Source organism: Nocardia sp. CC201C, from assembly GCF_030010695.1.
GTDB lineage: Bacteria > Actinomycetota > Actinomycetes > Mycobacteriales > Mycobacteriaceae > Nocardia > Nocardia otitidiscaviarum.
The window spans coordinates 1-15,159 of sequence record NZ_JASCXP010000154.1 but is presented as its reverse complement, the minus strand read 5'-3'; the positions used below and the strand labels follow the sequence as shown (position 1 = coordinate 15,159).

16 protein-coding genes are annotated in these 15,159 nt (G+C 70.2%); 10 read left to right on the top strand and 6 right to left on the bottom strand.

Annotation, left to right across the window (positions count from 1 at the left end; all coding sequences use genetic code 11):
* From QK444_RS17695 to QK444_RS17650, 10 genes are all read left to right on the top strand, one after another.
* A partial coding sequence (locus QK444_RS17695; protein WP_282781668.1) for an ATP-binding cassette domain-containing protein occupies positions 1-449 on the top strand: 449 nt, incomplete at its 5' end.
* Entirely contained in the window at positions 446-1,384 is a 939-nt protein-coding gene (gene iolC / locus QK444_RS17690; protein WP_282781666.1) for a 5-dehydro-2-deoxygluconokinase, read from the top strand. The genes QK444_RS17695 and iolC, both read left to right, overlap by 4 nt.
* Positions 1,375-2,268 (top strand): hypothetical protein, encoded by an 894-nt coding sequence (locus QK444_RS17685; RefSeq protein ID WP_039815617.1) that lies wholly within the window; start codon positions 1,375-1,377, stop codon positions 2,266-2,268. Before iolC ends, QK444_RS17685 begins: the two co-directional genes overlap by 10 nt.
* Positions 2,265-3,155 (top strand): 5-deoxy-glucuronate isomerase, encoded by an 891-nt coding sequence (gene iolB / locus QK444_RS17680; RefSeq protein ID WP_282781663.1) that lies wholly within the window; start codon positions 2,265-2,267, stop codon positions 3,153-3,155. The genes QK444_RS17685 and iolB overlap by 4 nt, the downstream gene beginning before the upstream one ends.
* A 10-nt stretch (positions 3,156-3,165) precedes the next feature.
* Positions 3,166-5,010 carry a 3D-(3,5/4)-trihydroxycyclohexane-1,2-dione acylhydrolase (decyclizing) gene (gene iolD / locus QK444_RS17675; RefSeq protein WP_282781661.1) on the top strand — a complete coding sequence of 615 codons (1,845 nt, stop codon included), beginning with the start codon at positions 3,166-3,168 and terminating at the stop codon, positions 5,008-5,010.
* Positions 5,011-5,146: 136 nt separating this feature from the next.
* A complete protein-coding gene (locus QK444_RS17670) occupies positions 5,147-6,343 on the top strand; it encodes an aminotransferase class III-fold pyridoxal phosphate-dependent enzyme (RefSeq protein WP_282781686.1) in 1,197 nt (398 codons plus the stop codon).
* A gap of 196 nt (positions 6,344-6,539) precedes the next feature.
* On the top strand, positions 6,540-7,232 hold the full coding sequence (locus QK444_RS17665) for a hypothetical protein (protein ID WP_282781660.1): 693 nt from the start codon (positions 6,540-6,542) through the stop codon (positions 7,230-7,232).
* Between the two features lie 285 nt (positions 7,233-7,517).
* Positions 7,518-7,904, top strand: a complete 387-nt coding sequence (locus QK444_RS17660) for a hypothetical protein (protein WP_282781658.1) — start codon at positions 7,518-7,520, stop codon at positions 7,902-7,904.
* A gap of 41 nt (positions 7,905-7,945) precedes the next feature.
* Entirely contained in the window at positions 7,946-8,638 is a 693-nt protein-coding gene (locus tag QK444_RS17655; RefSeq protein WP_282781656.1) for a S1 family peptidase, read from the top strand.
* 116 nt (positions 8,639-8,754) lie between these two features.
* Complete coding sequence (locus QK444_RS17650; RefSeq protein WP_282781654.1) at positions 8,755-9,417, top strand: molybdopterin-dependent oxidoreductase; 663 nt, start codon at positions 8,755-8,757, stop codon at positions 9,415-9,417.
* Positions 9,418-9,424: 7 nt separating this feature from the next.
* On the opposite strand, the gene QK444_RS17645 is transcribed toward QK444_RS17650, so the two are convergent.
* The 6 genes from QK444_RS17645 to QK444_RS17620 form a co-directional block, all read right to left on the bottom strand.
* Positions 9,425-10,981, bottom strand: a complete 1,557-nt coding sequence (locus tag QK444_RS17645; protein ID WP_282781653.1) for an MFS transporter — start codon at positions 10,979-10,981, stop codon at positions 9,425-9,427.
* Positions 10,982-11,113: 132 nt separating this feature from the next.
* Complete coding sequence (locus QK444_RS17640) at positions 11,114-12,130, bottom strand: beta-ketoacyl-ACP synthase III (RefSeq protein ID WP_282781683.1); 1,017 nt, start codon at positions 12,128-12,130, stop codon at positions 11,114-11,116.
* A gap of 107 nt (positions 12,131-12,237) precedes the next feature.
* The gene (locus QK444_RS17635; RefSeq protein ID WP_308212913.1) at positions 12,238-12,996 is read right to left on the bottom strand and encodes a hypothetical protein; all 759 of its coding nucleotides are present in this window, start codon (positions 12,994-12,996) and stop codon (positions 12,238-12,240) included.
* 98 nt (positions 12,997-13,094) lie between these two features.
* Complete coding sequence (locus QK444_RS17630) at positions 13,095-13,562, bottom strand: nitroreductase/quinone reductase family protein (protein ID WP_282781651.1); 468 nt, start codon at positions 13,560-13,562, stop codon at positions 13,095-13,097.
* Positions 13,563-13,712: 150 nt separating this feature from the next.
* Complete coding sequence (gene msrA / locus QK444_RS17625; protein WP_282781648.1) at positions 13,713-14,222, bottom strand: peptide-methionine (S)-S-oxide reductase MsrA; 510 nt, start codon at positions 14,220-14,222, stop codon at positions 13,713-13,715.
* A gap of 138 nt (positions 14,223-14,360) precedes the next feature.
* Positions 14,361-15,053, bottom strand: coding sequence for a PhzF family phenazine biosynthesis protein (locus tag QK444_RS17620; protein ID WP_282781646.1), 693 nt, complete (start codon positions 15,051-15,053; stop codon positions 14,361-14,363).
* Between the last annotated feature and the right edge of the window lie 106 nt (positions 15,054-15,159).

Below are 15,159 nucleotides of genomic sequence, written 5' to 3'. Positions count from 1 at the left end.
CGATCCGGCTGCTGGACCGGCGCAAGGGTATGGAGATCACCCGGCACGCGCTGGACGATATGGGTATCGACATTCGCGATCTGGAGCAGCCCGTCGGCACGCTGTCGGGCGGTCAGCGGCAGTGCATCGCCATCGCCCGCGCCGTGCACTACGGCGCGAAGGTGCTGATCCTCGACGAGCCCACCGCCGCACTGGGCGTCAAACAGGCGGGCATCGTGCTCAGGTATGTGGTGCAGGCGCGTGACCGCGGCCTGGGCGTCGTGCTGATCACCCACAATCCGCATCACGCCTACCCGGTGGGTGACCGGTTCCTGCTGCTCAAGCGCGGCACCATGCTCGGCTCGTACGAGAAGAACGAGATCGAGCTCTCCGAACTCACCCGGCAGATGGCCGGTGGTGCGGAACTCGAAGCGCTGCAACACGAATTGGCGCGGGTGGTGTCGCAGTGACGGATCTGGAGGTGTTGACCGTCGGCCGGGTCGGGGTCGACCTGTATCCCGAGCAGAGCGGGGTGCCGCTGGCTCAGGTGCGGACCTTCGCGAAGTTCCTCGGCGGCACCGCCACCAATGTCTCGGTCGCCGCTGCGCGGCTGGGGCGACGGGCGGCGGTGCTCACCAAGGTGGGGCCGGACGGCTTCGGCGACTACGTGCGCACCGCGCTGGAGGGTTTCGGGGTGTCGGCCCGCTATGTGTCGACCGCGCCGGATCTGCTCACCCCGGTGGTGTTCTGCGAACTGAATCCGCCCGCCGATCCACCGCTGCTGTTCTACCGGCTGCCCACCGCCCCGGACCTCACCCTGACCGAGGACGAGATTCCCTGGGACACGGTCGATTCAGTGCCGCTGCTGTGGGTGACCGGTACCGGGGTCAGCGCCGAGCCCGGCCGCTCGACCCAGCGGGAGATGCTGCGGCGGCGCGGCAGGCGCGGCCACACCGTGCTCGATCTCGACTACCGGCCCATGTTCTGGCCCGACGAACACACCGCCCACACCGAGATCGACTGGATGCTCGACCACGTGAACGTGGTGGTGGGCAACCGCACCGAGGCCGAGGTGGCGGTCGGCACCGACGATCCGGACACGGCCGCCGACCGGCTGCTGGCCCGGGGCGTCGAGCTGGCCGTGATCAAACGCGGAGCCGAGGGCGTGCTGGTGGCGACCGCGGACGACCGCGCCACCGCGCCGCCCTGCCGGGTGGAGGTCGTCTGCGGTCTCGGCGCGGGCGACGCGTTCGGCGGGGCGCTGGCCCACGGGCTGCTGGCGGGTTGGGACCCACACCGCATCGCCACCTACGCCAATGCCGCCGGTGCGCTGGTGGCCGCCCGGCTGGCCTGCGCCGACGCCATGCCCACCGCGACCGAGATCGAGGAGCTGCTGTGCACCTGACCGATGAGCGCTGGCAGGAACTGCTGCGGGTGCGCGCCACCGACCCGGATGCGGTGCCGCGCGCCTACGCCGACCGCCGTCGCCGCGAGCGGCTGCTGTCCGAACGCGGCACCCTGTTCCTGGTGGCCGCCGATCATCCGGCGCGCGGCGCGCTGGGTGTCGGCCCGGACCGCACCGCCATGGCGGATCGGCGCACGCTGCTGGAGCGGTTGCTCATCGCCCTGGAGCATCCGGCCGTGGACGGTGTGCTCGGCTCACCCGATATCGTCGAGGAACTGCTGCTGTTGGACGCCCTGCACGACAAAGTGGTGGTCGGCTCCATGAACCGGGGCGGCCTGGCCGGGGCGGACTGGGAGATCGACGACCGCTTCACCGGATACGACGCCGAATCGCTGGTGAAGTTCGGGCTCGACGGCGGCAAAATGCTGCTGCGCCTGGTGGATTCGGACCGGTCGACCGCGCCGACGCTGCACGCGTGCGCCCGCGCGGTATCGGCCCTGGCCGCGCACGGGCTGATGGCCATGGTGGAACCGCTGCCCTACCGACGCGACGAGTCCGGGGCGCTGGTCATGTGCAAGGACGCGGCCTCCCTGCAGCGGGCCATTACGGTGGCGGCCGGGCTCGGAATCACCTCCGCCCATACCTGGCTGAAAATTCCGGCGCCCGAAGATATTTCGGTGCTGGAGGCGACCACGCTGCCGGTGGTCGTACTGGGCGGCGTGCCCTCGGGGGATCCGGCCGCCGATCTGGAATCCTGGGGCACCGCGCTGCGTCACGAGGTGGTGCGCGGGCTGGTGGTCGGCCGCAGTCTGCTGTACCCGCCCGACGGTGACGTGGCCGCCGCCGTGGACGCGGCCGCCCGCACGCTGGGGGCCGCGAAATGAGCGCACTGCACCGCCCGGCCGGAACCCTCACCGCGGGTGCGGATCCCATCCTGCTCACCCCCGAGGCGGCGGGCTGGACCTACACGGGGCTGCGGGTGCTGCGACTCGCGCCCGGAGCCCGGCGCACGGTGCACACCGGGGAGTTCGAGGCGTTCGTGCTGCCGCTGGCCGGTTCCTGCACGGTACGGGTGGACGGCGAGGTCTTCGCGTTGGAGGGCCGGGACTCGGTCTTCACGCGGGTCACCGATTTCGCCTACGTGCCCCGCGAGGCCGAGGTGGAGCTGGCCACCGACTCCGGGGTGGAGGCGGCGCTGCCGATGGCCCGCTGCACCCGCCGCCTCACCCCGAAGTACGGCCCGGCCGAAGAGGTTCCGGTCGAGGTGCGGGGTGCCGGCCGCGCCACCCGGCAGGTCGTCAACTTCGGCACCCCCGGCGTCTGGGAGCACGCCGACAAACTCAATGCCTGCGAACTGCTCACCCCCGACGGCAACTGGTCCTCCTACCCGCCGCACAAGCACGACGAGTCCACCGAATGCGAGGTCGCCAACGAGGAGATCTACTACTTCCGCATCGCCGGTCCTGACGGAATCACGCCGTCGCCCACCGGTTTCGGCATGCACCGCACCTACACCGCCGACGGCACGCTGGACGAGAACGTGGCGGTGCGCGACGGTGACGTCTTCCTGATTCCGCACGGGTACCACGGTCCGTGTATCGCCGCACCCGGTTACCCCATGTACTACCTGAATGTGCTGGCCGGTCCCGCGGCGGAGCGGTCGATGGCCTTCTGCGACGATCCCGTCCACGCCTGGGTGCGGGACCAGTGGCACCACGAGACAGTCGACCCGCGCTGCCCGCTCACCGACCACAAAGGTCGCATCGAATGAGGTTGTCCGCATGAAACTCACCACCGCGCAGGCGCTGGTCGCCTGGCTCATCGCACAGCATTCGGAAACTCTCGACGGGCGTGAAGTGCCCATGTTCCCGGCGGTTTTCGCCATCTTCGGGCACGGCAACGTCTTGGGGCTGGGCACCGCGCTGGAGGAGCGGCGCGATGTGATCCCGGTCTGGCGTGGGCACACCGAGCAGGGGATGGCGCTGGCCGCGGTCGGGCTGGCCAAGGCCACCCATCGGCGGCAGATCGGCGTCGCCACCTCCTCCATCGGGCCGGGGGCGCTCAATATGGTGACCGCCGCCGGGGTGGCACACGCCAATCGGCTACCGCTGCTGTTGCTGCCGGGGGACACCTTCACCGGCCGCGCACCCGATCCGGTCTTGCAGCAGGTGGAGCATTTCGGCGATCCGACAGTCACCGTCAATGACGCGTTCCGGGCGGTGAGCCGCTGGTTCGACCGCATCACCCGGCCCGAACAGCTGTTGGCCACGCTGCCGCAGGTGGCGCGGGTGCTCACCGATCCGGCCGAGGCGGGACCGGTGACGTTGGCGCTGCCGCAGGATGTGCAGGCCGAGACCTTCGACTTCCCGGAGCGGCTGTTCGAACCGGTGGTGCATCGGGTTCCGCGTCCGCGCGCGGACCGGCGCAGCCTGGAGGAGGCGGCCGCGGCGCTGCGGCGTTCGAAGCGTCCGCTCTTGGTGCTCGGTGGTGGGGTGCGCTATTCGGGGGCCGCGGCGCGGGCGCTGGAATTCGCTCGGCGGCATCGGATTCCGGTGACCGAGTCGACCGCGGGGCGCACGCTGGTCGCGCACGACGATCCGCTCTACGCGGGCCCGCTCGGCATCACCGGTTCGGCGTCGGTCAATGCCTTGGCCGGCCAGGCCGACGCGGTGTTGGCGATCGGCACCCGGCTCCAGGACTTCACCACCGCGTCGTGGACGCTGTTCGATCCGGACGTGCGGCTCATCCATATCAACGCGGCCCGCTTCGACGCGGTCAAACACGGTGCGCTCGAGGTGGTCGGCGACGCCGATACCGCGCTGGAGGACCTGGCCGTGCATATGACCGGCTGGAATGCCGACCCGGCCTGGAGTGCGCGGGCGGCGGCGGCGCGGTCGGAATGGGATACCCATATCGACAAACTGCGCGCCCCGACGCCCGGCCCGCCCAGTTACGCTCAGATCGTCGGGGTGGTGAACGAGCTCAGCACCGCCGACGACTACGTCATGACGGCCTCGGGCGGGCTGCCCGGCGAACTCATCGGCGGCTGGCGGGCCTCCGGCGGTGAACCCACCATGGATGTCGAATACGGGTTCTCCTGTATGGGCTACGAACTCGCGGGTGCGTGGGGCGCGGCCATGTCGCATTTCCGCGGCCTGGTCACCACCCTGCTCGGCGACGGCTCCTACCTGATGCTCAATTCGGAGCTGTTCTCCGCCGCCTTCGCCGGACATCCGCTGGTGGCCGTGGTCTGCGACAACGACGGGTACGCGGTGATCGGCCGCCTCCAGGAGGGGCAGGGCGGCGAGCCGTACAACAACTTCTACGCCGACTGCCGCAGCAACCATCCGCGTCCGCCGCGGGTGGACTTCGCCCAGCACGCCCACGCCATGGGTTGCCTGGTGTTCACCGCCGGTGACCTTGTGCAGTTTCGAGTGGCCTACAAGAACGCCCGCACCGCCGCGCTGGCCGAGCGGCGGCCGGCCGTGGTGGTGATCCGCACCCAGGCGCGTTCCTGGACCGAATCCGGGGCCTGGTGGGAAGTCGGTGTGCCCGAACACCTCTCCGGCCGCGACGCCTATGAGCAGGCCAAGCCCGGCCAGCTGCGCCTTGCCCGCCGCCCCTGACCGCCCGGTCCGGTGGCGGGCCCACCGCACTCGGCGGCTACCGTAGTCGTGAAGTGAAATGCGCCGTGTGCGAAGTGTGGGCGGCGGGTGGTCCAGGGAGGTGCTTGTGGGTTCGCTGTGGCACGGCTTCGCCGATATGGGTGCGGTGGAGCGCGACGGAGCGTTCGTGGTGGCGCGCGGTGCGGGCGCGTACGTCTGGGACGAGGCCGGGAACCGGTATCTGGATGCCACCGCCGGGCTGTGGTTCACCAATGTCGGCCACGGTCGCCGCGAGATCGCCGACGCCGTAGCCGCCCAGCTGGGCGATATCGCGCACTATTCCAACTTCGGCGACCTGGCCACCCCGGTGCTGCGGGAGCTGGCCGAGCGGCTGGCCGCCATCGCACCGGTGCCCGGCAGCAAGATCTTCTTCACCTCCGGCGGCTCCGACGGCATCGACACCGCCGCCAAACTGGCCCGCCGCTACTGGCACGAGCAGGGCAAGCCGGACAAGACCGTCATCGTGGGTCGCCAGAAGGCGTACCACGGCATGCACGTCGCGGGCACCGCGCTCGCGGGCATCCCGGTCAACCGCGAAGGCTACGGCGAATTCATGTCCGACGCCCGCACCGTCGGCTGGGACGATCCGGCCGCCCTGTCCGCGCTCATCGCCGAGGTCGGCGCCGACCGCATCGCCGCCTTCTTCGTCGAACCCGTCATCGGCGCGGGCGGCGTCTACCCGCCGCCGCCGGGCTACCTCACCGAGGTCCGCCGCATCTGCCGCGAGCACGACATCCTCTTCATCGCCGACGAGGTGGTCACCGGCTTCGGCCGCATCGGCGGATCCTGGTTCGCCTCGTCCCGCTTCGACCTCCAGCCCGACCTGATGACCACCGCCAAGGGTCTCACCTCCGGCTACCTGCCCATGGGCGCGGTGTTCATCGCCCCGCACATCGCCGCCCCCTTCTTCGCCGGTGGCGTCTGGTTCCGCCACGGCTACACCTACGGCGGTCACGCCGCCTCCGCCGCCGCGGCCATGGCCAACCTCGACATCATCGAGCGCGAACACCTCCTCGACGCCAGCAAGAACCTGGAATCGCTCCTGCACGAACACTTCTCGCCGCTGGCGGCGCACCCACGGGTCGCCGAGGTCCGCAGCGGTGTCGGCGCGGTGGCGGCCGTGCAGCTCGCCGACCCCGCCGAAGCGCTCGCCATGGTGAAAACCCTGCGCGCGCACGGTGTCTCGACCCGCGCGGCGGGCCAGGGCGCCTTGCAGATCTCGCCCACCTTCGTCATCACCGAACAGCAGGTCGCGGATATGGCGGCGGCCTTCGGCCGCGCCCTCGACGCCTAGCCGCGGTCCGGTGAAACGCCCGGGGTCGTCGCGACCCTGGGCGTTGTCGTGTGTCCGGATACCTCCTCGGACCGGCCCGGTGGTCTCGATATTCGAACGAAACGCGCTCGGATGTGATCGCGCCCGCGCGGTGACAGCGAATCATGGTGAGGACACCCGGGCATTCCACGGGCCGTACGACGAAGGGACGCATGCCATGGTCAGGTTTCGCCGCGCGTTGGTCGCCCTCGCGGGTTCGGTTCTCGCGGCCGTGAGTGGCGGCGGCGTCGCCGGGGCCGCACCCGCGCCCGCCGTGCTCGGCGGTGGTTCCGGGATCGTGGTGGCGAGCGAGCCCTGTTCGCTCACCATGATCGGATACGACGGCGGGGGCCGGTTGGTCGGCCTGACGGCGGGGCACTGTGCGTATGCCGGTGCGCCGGTGCGCGCGGAGCGGTCGCCCGGGGCCGGGGTGCTCGGCACCGTGGTGTTCTCCGACCGGGGGCAGGGGCTCGATTACGCGGTGCTCGAATTCGATCCGGCCCGGGTGGACGCGGTGCGCACGGTGGGGGCGACCACGATCGCCGGGATCGGGACGGCTCCGGGTTTCGGGACGACCGTGTGCGCCGACGGGCGGTCCAGTGGGTTCGACTGCGGGATGGTGTGGGGGTCGGTGGATGGGCGGGTCTACAACCAGTCCTGTTCCATCCCCGGGGACTCCGGGGGACCGGTCACCGTGGGGGACCGCCTCGTCGGCATGAATCAGGGGCATCTGAAGCCGTGGGGGATCGACCTGCCGTGTGTCAGCGCGGCGTTTCCGCTGTACGGACCCGCCTACTTCCGTCCGATCACGGAAATCCTGCATGCGCTCGACGTCGCGGGTGGGGTGGGGGCGGGTGTGCGGCCGGTGTGACCGCGAAAGCCCTAGCGGTAGCTGGCTAATAGCTTTCACTCTTGGAGGTTGAGGGTATCGCTGCCGCAACAGGTCACGGGCGCTCGGTGGCGAGGATTACATCCGCTGCTCGGCGACGGCGTTGCAGCGGCGTTGTGCGGGGATTTGCTGGTGTACGGGAGGTGAACGGCCGATCACGCGAGGTCTGAAGCGACACCCTTGGATTGCCAGAAATTTGCTGAGCATGTTCACTCTGAGCACTCCATTCGGACGGTTGTCCGGTGTCGATCGAGAAAGAGCGGGATCATGCGTATTCGAGTCATCGCCCTGGGTTTCGTCGCGGCGGCCGGCGGGGCCGCCGCTGCGCTGGTGGGTTCGGGAGCGGCGTCGGCCGTCACCCCGTTCGTGGGACCGGACGAGGTCGGAGTCGTGCTCACGCCGGGTGAGACCGCCGCCTTCGCGGCCGGTCCGATTCCGGGTGGGATCGACGCGCTGGTGCCGTTCGGTGCGCAGCGGGTGGACCTGGAGCCGGAATCGCAATTGGCCGAGCCGGACGGCAGCACCTACGCCAGCACCGCCGCGATCGCCGCCGAGGCTGCCGCGCATCCCGGTGGCGGGGCCTATGTGTCGGTGGTGAATCCCCTCGATCCGCGTGATCCGGGCGCGCTGCTCGTCGTCGGTCAGTACTGGTGACGGCGGGGCGACGGGATCACGGCTACGAGGGGAATTCAGGTATGAGAAGGCGTTTCGCGATCGCGGCCGTGGTCGGCGCGGCACTGGTTTCCATGGCCGGGGTCGGCAGCGCTGCGGCCGATCCGGCCCCGGCCGTGCTCGGTGGCAGTTCGGGAATCATCTTGAACACCCATGAGGCGTGTTCCCTGACGGCCATCGGCTACGACGCCGCCGGCCGGCTGGTCGGCCTCACCGCCGGGCACTGCGCGGCGGCCGGGTCGCCGGTGCGGGCCGAACGGTCCCTGGCGACCGGTGTGCTCGGCACGGTGGTGTTCTCCGATCAGGGTCGGGATCTGGACTACGCGGTCATCGAATTCGATCCGGCCAAGGTGGCTCCGGTGCGCACGGTCGGTCAGACCACCATCGCCGGAGTCGGAGCACCGCCCGCTCCCGGCGCGCCCGTCTGCTCCAGCGGCCGTTCCAGTGGTTTCGACTGCGGCGTCGTCTGGGGTGCGGCGGGCAATATCATTGTCAACCAGTCCTGTTCCATTCCGGGCGATTCCGGTGGGCCGGTCACCGTGGGCGATCAACTCGTCGGCATGAACCAGGGGCACGTCACCCCCTTCGGAATCGATATGCCGTGCGTGACAGGGGCATTCCCGATCCACTCGCCCGCGTACTTCCGACCCATCACCGACATTCTGCAAGCCGTGAACGCCACCGGCGGCGTGGGTGCCGGGCTGCGACCGGTGTGATCCGCCGGTCACAGTCCTTGCGCGCGTCGGCAGAGAACTAGTACGTTCGCTCCATATAGAGCAGTCGCCCTATATGGAGCGGTACCAGTTCTCTTGCGGCAGGACAGAGGATCGGCATGAAACTTCCCCCGGGTCAGCGCGCCGTCGATGGATTCCCGCGGTTCGGGACGCATCTGCATCACCCGCCACCACCGATTCCCGACGATCCGGTCATCGCGGTTGGCGGTGCCCTGACCGAGGGCTTCACCCTGCCGGTCGCGGGACTCGCCGAGCTGCCGCGACGTGAGATCGAAGCCGACTTCCACTGTGTCGCGGGCTGGTCGGCGACCGGTCTGCGGTGGGAAGGGATCGCATTCGAGACGCTCTACCGCACCCGGGTGGTGCCACGGCTGCGGCCGGGTGCGGTGATCAGCCACGTCGTCTTCGACGGTCTCGACGGCTACCGATCGATCACCCTGCTCGAGGACGTCCTGCACGCCGATGTGCTGATCGCCGACCGGCTCGACGGGCGACCGCTCGACAGTGATCACGGCGCACCGGTGCGGCTGGTCAGTCCCGCGCAGTACGGCTTCGTCAATACGAAGCACCTGTGCCGCATCGGATTCCGTACCTCCCAGCCCCGGGACCCCGATCGGTGGTCGCCGCTCGCGGCGCACCGCAGGGCCCGGGTCTGGGAGGAGGAACGCCATCGCCATCTGCCCGGTCGTATCGTCCGGCCGGTCTACCGTTCACTGATCGGACCCATTCGCAGGCTGAGCGCCCGCGGGTCGTCGAGCTGACCGGGCCCTACTCGTGCCCGTTCAGCGCGCCCGCCGGGATGTGCCGCAGCTCGAGCACGGAGATGACCGCCAGCACGGCCGCGGCCACGGTCACGATGCCCGCGGTCAGGTGCACGCCGTGCAGGAACGCCTCGCGGGCCGCGGTCAGGACGGCGGTCCCGACCTGCTCGGGTAGTGACTCCGCCACGGCCACCGCCGCCCCGAGGGTGTCGCGGACGGATTCGCTCGCCTCGGCGGGCAATCCGGCGGGCAGGGTGGTGAGATCGCCGCGGTAGATGGCCACGCTCAGGCTGCCGAGTATCGAGATACCCAGGGCCCCACCCAGTTCCGCGCCGGTCTCGGAGAGGCCCGACGCCGCGCCCGCCTGCTCGGGCGGGGCCGAGCCGACGATCAGTTCGGTGGTGATGCCGAAGACCGGGGCCAGGCCGAGGGAGATCAGCAGGGAGGCCACGACGGCGAGCATCGGGCCGCTGTCCGCGGAAGCCTGGGTGAGCAGCGCGAGCCCGACGGCCGCCACGCTCATCCCGCCGCCGATCAGATACGCCGGTCGCAGCACCCGCACGATGCGCGGGGCGAGCTGCGAACCGATGATGAATCCCAGCCCCGAGGGCGCCATGGCGATACCCGCCCGCAACGGTGACATGCCCAGCACCAGCTGGAAGTACTGGCCGATGAACAGGAAGTACCCGAAGGCCACGAAGACGCCGATCACATTGACGGTCAACGCGGTACGGAATTCGCCGAGCTTGAACAGGCGCAGGTCCAGCATCGGGTCCGGCCGCGACAGCTGCCGCCGCACGAACAGCACACCCGCCGCGACACCGATGGCCAGCGCCACCAGCGCGCCGACGCCGATGCCGTCCTGCGCGATCTGCTTCATGGCGAAGACCAGCGCGATCATGGTGACCACGGACTGCGCCGCGCCGATGAGGTCGAGTCGGCCCGCCTCCGGGTCCTTGAACTCCGGCAGCACCTTCGGCCCGAGCACCAGCAGCAGCACCATGACCGGCACCGCGAGCAGGAACACCGAACCCCACCAGAAGTGTTCCAGCAGTACGCCTCCCGCCAGCGGTCCGATCGCGCCGCCGGCGGAGAACGCGCCCACCCAGACGCCGACCGCCACCGACCGCTGCCGCGAGTCGCGGAACATGTTGAAGATCAGCGACAGCGTGGAGGGGGCCAGGGTCGCCCCCGCGATGCCGAGCAGCGCCCGGCACAGGATCAAGGCCTCCGCCGTCGGTGCGAACGCCGCGATCACCGACGCCAGGCCGAAGGCCGCCGCACCCGCCAGCAGGATGCGTCGCCGCCCGATCCGGTCGCCGAGGGTGCCCATGGTGATGAGCAGGCCCGCGACCATGAACCCGTAGACGTCGATGATCCACAGCAGTTGTGCGCTGGTCGGTTGGAGGACCGCGCTGATCTGCGGTACCGCGAGATGCAGCACGGTCAGATCCATGGCGTAGACCAGGCAGGCCAGCGCGAGCACGCCGAGGCCGACCCACTCGCGCCGCCCGGCTCGATTCTCGGCGAGCCCGGCGGGCTGCGAACTGACGGCGGTATCCACGACGGGAGTCCTTCGATCGGGGGATGTGTTGCCGGTAGTGACGGCGTGATCCCTACGATCTCATCGGCCACCGACAGATTCGGCAACCGAATTTCCCCGCGATGAATTCCGGGTCGGTGACCGGATCGCCGATCAGACCACCGCGGGCATGCGCACGACCTGGCCCGCGTAGGCCAGGCCCGCGCCGAAGCCGAGCAGCAGCGTGACGTCGCCGGGCCGGGCCGCGCCCGAGCGCAGCAACTGCTCCATGGCCATCGGGATGGACGCCGCGCTGGTATTGCCGGTCTCGGCGATATCCCGTGCGATGGCGACGGTTTCGGGCAGGCCCAGGGTCCGGACCAGTGCGTCGGTGATGCGGCTGTTGGCCTGGTGCGGTACGAAGGCGTTCAGCTCCTCGGCCGCCACCCCCGCCCGCTCCAGCGCGTCGCGGCACGCCTTCTCCAGGAAGGTGACCGCCCAGCGGAAGACGGCCTGCCCGTTCATCCGGATGTAGGGCCGCTCCGAGCTGCCCCCGGCGGCCTCCGCGGCCGCGACCTCGGCGAAGTACTGCTGGAAGTCCTTGTCCTGCTTGATGGCCGCGGTCTGGCTGCCGTCCGAGCCCCAGGCCACCGGGCCGATGCCCTCGGCCTCGGCCGGACCCACCACGGCCGCGCCCGCGCCGTCGGCGAAGATGAACGCGCAGGTGCGGTCGGTGGGGTCGAGCAGGTCCGACAGCCGCTCCACGCCGATCACCAGCACGTACCGGGCCTCGCCGGAGCGCACCAGGCTCGCGGCATTGGCGAGCGCGTAGCAGAAGCCGGCGCATCCGGCGGAGACGTCGAAGGCCGCGGTGTCGTGCATGCCGAGTTCGGTGGCCACCACCGCGCCCGCCGACGGTCCGAGCACCATTTGCGAGGAGGTCGCCAGCACGACGGCGTCGATCTGCTCGGCATCGATTCCGGCCGCCGCCAAGGCATCCCGGGACGCGGCGGTGCTCATGGAGACGATGGTCTCGTCCGGTTCGGCCCAGCGGCGGGCGGCGATTCCGGAGCGCGTTCGAATCCACTCGTCGGAGGAGTTGATCCGGTCCACGATCTCGGCATTGGGGACGATTCGGCGGGGGCGGTACACCCCGAGTCCCAACATGGCGGCATGCGCCACCTGCGGCATCGACTTGATCTGCACAAACTCCGACCCTATTGGGGAGGTGCGCGCCGCGCTACCCGAACACCCGCAGAGTTGCCGACCCGAATTTGGAGATTCCACCAGTAACGAAATCAGGGGTGCCAGGTGATGCGGCCGCCCTGGAAATCCTGGGCCTTACCGCCCTCGTAGTCGTACTCGTCGCTGGTGGGGAAGCCGTAGACGCCGTTCTCCGCACCGCGGCCGACCCACTGGTCGCGAATGGCTCCCCAGACCACGTGCGCCCCGGTGCGGGCGGACCAGTAGACGGCTCCGCCGGGGAAGAGGTTGTAGCGGCCGTTGTCCTTGCCCGCCGCTGATTCGTCGGTGATGGGGAAGCCCAGCGCACCGCTCTCCCAGCCGTAGGCGGCCCACTTGTCCCGGATCGCGCCGCCGATCTGGTGTGCGCCGGTGCCGACGGACCAGTAGATCGAACCACCCTGGAAGTGGTTGTAGCGTCCGGGGTTCACCGGCGTGCCGTACTCACGGGTGACCGGATAGCCGAGAGTTCCCGTCTCCCACCCGAGGTCGCGCCACTTGTCGCGCACGGCCCCGCCGACCTGATGCGCTCCCGTCGCCGGATGCCAGTAGATCGAGGACCCGCGCTGGAACACCTGGAACCGCCCGCCTCCGGCGGCGTCCAGTTCCGGTGTGGTGGGATCGCCGAAGAATCCGCCCCCGCCCGCCTGGTCGTATTCGACCTCGATCGCCCCGCCCACGTCGAACGGCCCGATCGGCCGTGCCCCGGCCGCACCGGGATCCAGGGCCGCCAGCACGGCGGCGGCAGCGCCGACGGTCAGCAGACGGCTGGCGGCGCGGCGGATGGGACGGTTGCTCGGACGTCGTGACAGCAAAGGGGCTCTCCGTTCGCAGGCAATCGATACGTCCCTTCATCGGGGCTTTCGCACCGCACATTAGCCAACCTGTTGCTCACCTCACATCGGGCGCGGCGTCAGTCCCGGGGTTCGAGGACGACCACCGCGGTCTCGGTGGAGCGGCGCGCGGCGAAAGCATCGAGGTCACGGTCGATCTCGCGCCACCGGTCCCACAGCCGGGCGCGCTCGTCACCGGTCGCCGCGCGCCCGCGCACCGCGCGGGTGCCGCCCTTCAGCTCGGCGGTGGCCTCCGGATGCGCGCGCAGATTGAGCCACCACGCCGGTTCGCCCTCGCCCCAGCCGTTCATGGCGAGGGTGACCAGATTCGGCCCGTCCTCGAAATAGCCGAGCATGACGCCGCGCTCACGCCCGGTGCGCCGCCCGATCGTGGTGAGCCGCAGGGTGCCCCAGTGCTCGCGGTCCTTGGGCGGCCACAGCCCGACACGCCCGCCGCTGACCCGATGGAGCGCCCGGTGGGTGTGCCAGGCCAGATGGATGAACCAGCGCGGCGGCAGCCACGGCTGGCGACGGGACGTGGACGACATGCCGCCTCCTCTGGTTCGGCCGGACTCGGACCGGCGAATCACGCTGTCTCTCATAGGATCAGCGCCGCACCGGCCCTTGTCCAGCCCAGGGGATGCCGTCCTGCCGCCACGACGGATCATTGCCCGCGCCGGGGCGCGGGCGACGTCGCCTCAGGCCGTCTGTCGCTTGGGCAGCTTCCAGTTCGGCCGCGGGTAGTGGCAGGTGTAGCCGTCCGGGTAGCGCTCCAGGTAGTCCTGGTGCTCCGGTTCGGCCTCCCAGAACTCGCTCGCGGGCGTCACCTCGGTGACCACCTTGCCGGGCCACAGGCCCGAGGCGTCCACGTCGGCGATGGTGTCCAGGGCGATGCGTCGCTGCTCGTCATCGAGGTAGAAGATGGCCGAGCGGTAGCTGCTGCCGATGTCGTTGCCCTGGCGGTCCTTGGTCGTCGGATCGTGGATCTGGAACAGGAACTCCAGCAGCGCCCGGTAGTCGGTCCGGGCGGGGTCGTAGACGATCTCCACGGCCTCGGCGTGGCCCGGATGGTTGCGGTAGGTCGGATGGTCGTTGACGCCGCCGGTGTAGCCGACCCGGGTGGACAGCACACCGGGCTGCTTGCGGATGAGGTCCTGCATCCCCCAGAAACAGCCTCCGGCCAGAATCGCCTTGCGCGTATCGGTCACGCTTCCTCCTTCGTGATGAACAGGGTCCGGTACCTCCCGTTCGGCCACCCGTACAACCCGCGGCCCGCATCGGAAAGTTCCGGTGCGGGGGGACGTCATACTTCGTTCACCCATGGTCGCGCGTGCGGCTTCCGGTGGCTAGACGACCACCGGATGATCGGCGACCGTGCGTCCGCCCAGGCGCACCCACCCGTCGGAGTCCCATTCGGTGAACATCTGCGAGCCCCGGCCCTGGGTGATGTTGAGGGAGCGGCGCAGCAGCGCGGTGAGCGCGATGGCCGCGGCGCCGGTGGCCTCGTCCTCGGCGATACCCATGGCGGGGGCGAACATCCGCGCGCGCAGCGCGCCGCGGTTCTCATCGGTCCAGGTCCACACGTAGTGCGCGCCGGAGGTGAAGTCGGCCGGGTCCAGGGTGGCCATCTCCTCGGCGCTGCCGAACTGGTGGAATTCGAACTTGGGCGCCCATTCGGCGCGGGCGCGCACCCAGGTGATGCCGTCGGTCCCGGACACCTCGACCGGTCCTGCGGGCACCTCGATGACGGTGACCGGGGTGCGCTGTTCGCCCAGCCACCAGCCGGTGCCCACGGTGGGGTGTCCGGCGAAGGGCAGCTCCACCGCCGGGGTGTAGATGCGCATGCGGGTGCGGTCGCCGGTCGGCGCGTCCACCACCACGGTTTCGGCGTATCCGGCCCGGGCGGCCAGGGCTTGATGGTCGACCCCGACGACGTCGGCGGAGCGGGCGATGCCGAGGCGATTGCCGAAACGTCCCGCTTGGTCGGTGAAGACCCGAACCACGTCGATCTGGGTGCCATCGCTTTCCGGAACGGTCATGAGTGTCAGGCTACGACGGGATCGGGCCGGTGGGGGGAGGCACGTGGCGAGCGTCTCGCACGGAAAGGCCGCGCACCGTACCGGTGCGCGGCCCGGTGGGGGTGGC

What these genes read in the sequence shown, in the direction of transcription:
- QK444_RS17660 (WP_282781658.1), top strand. Translation starts at nt 7,518, where the DNA reads ATGCGTATTCGAGTCATCGCCCTGGGTTTCGTCGCGGCGGCCGGCGGG.
- iolD (WP_282781661.1), top strand. Translation starts at nt 3,166, where the DNA reads ATGAAACTCACCACCGCGCAGGCGCTGGTCGCCTGGCTCATCGCACAG.
- QK444_RS17620 (WP_282781646.1), bottom strand. Translation starts at nt 15,053, where the DNA reads ATGACCGTTCCGGAAAGCGATGGCACCCAGATCGACGTGGTTCGGGTC.
- iolB (WP_282781663.1), top strand. Translation starts at nt 2,265, where the DNA reads ATGAGCGCACTGCACCGCCCGGCCGGAACCCTCACCGCGGGTGCGGAT.
- QK444_RS17655 (WP_282781656.1), top strand. Translation starts at nt 7,946, where the DNA reads ATGAGAAGGCGTTTCGCGATCGCGGCCGTGGTCGGCGCGGCACTGGTT.
- QK444_RS17630 (WP_282781651.1), bottom strand. Translation starts at nt 13,562, where the DNA reads ATGTCGTCCACGTCCCGTCGCCAGCCGTGGCTGCCGCCGCGCTGGTTC.
- QK444_RS17665 (WP_282781660.1), top strand. Translation starts at nt 6,540, where the DNA reads ATGGTCAGGTTTCGCCGCGCGTTGGTCGCCCTCGCGGGTTCGGTTCTC.
- QK444_RS17650 (WP_282781654.1), top strand. Translation starts at nt 8,755, where the DNA reads ATGAAACTTCCCCCGGGTCAGCGCGCCGTCGATGGATTCCCGCGGTTC.
- QK444_RS17640 (WP_282781683.1), bottom strand. Translation starts at nt 12,130, where the DNA reads ATGCCGCAGGTGGCGCATGCCGCCATGTTGGGACTCGGGGTGTACCGC.
- QK444_RS17670 (WP_282781686.1), top strand. Translation starts at nt 5,147, where the DNA reads ATGGGTGCGGTGGAGCGCGACGGAGCGTTCGTGGTGGCGCGCGGTGCG.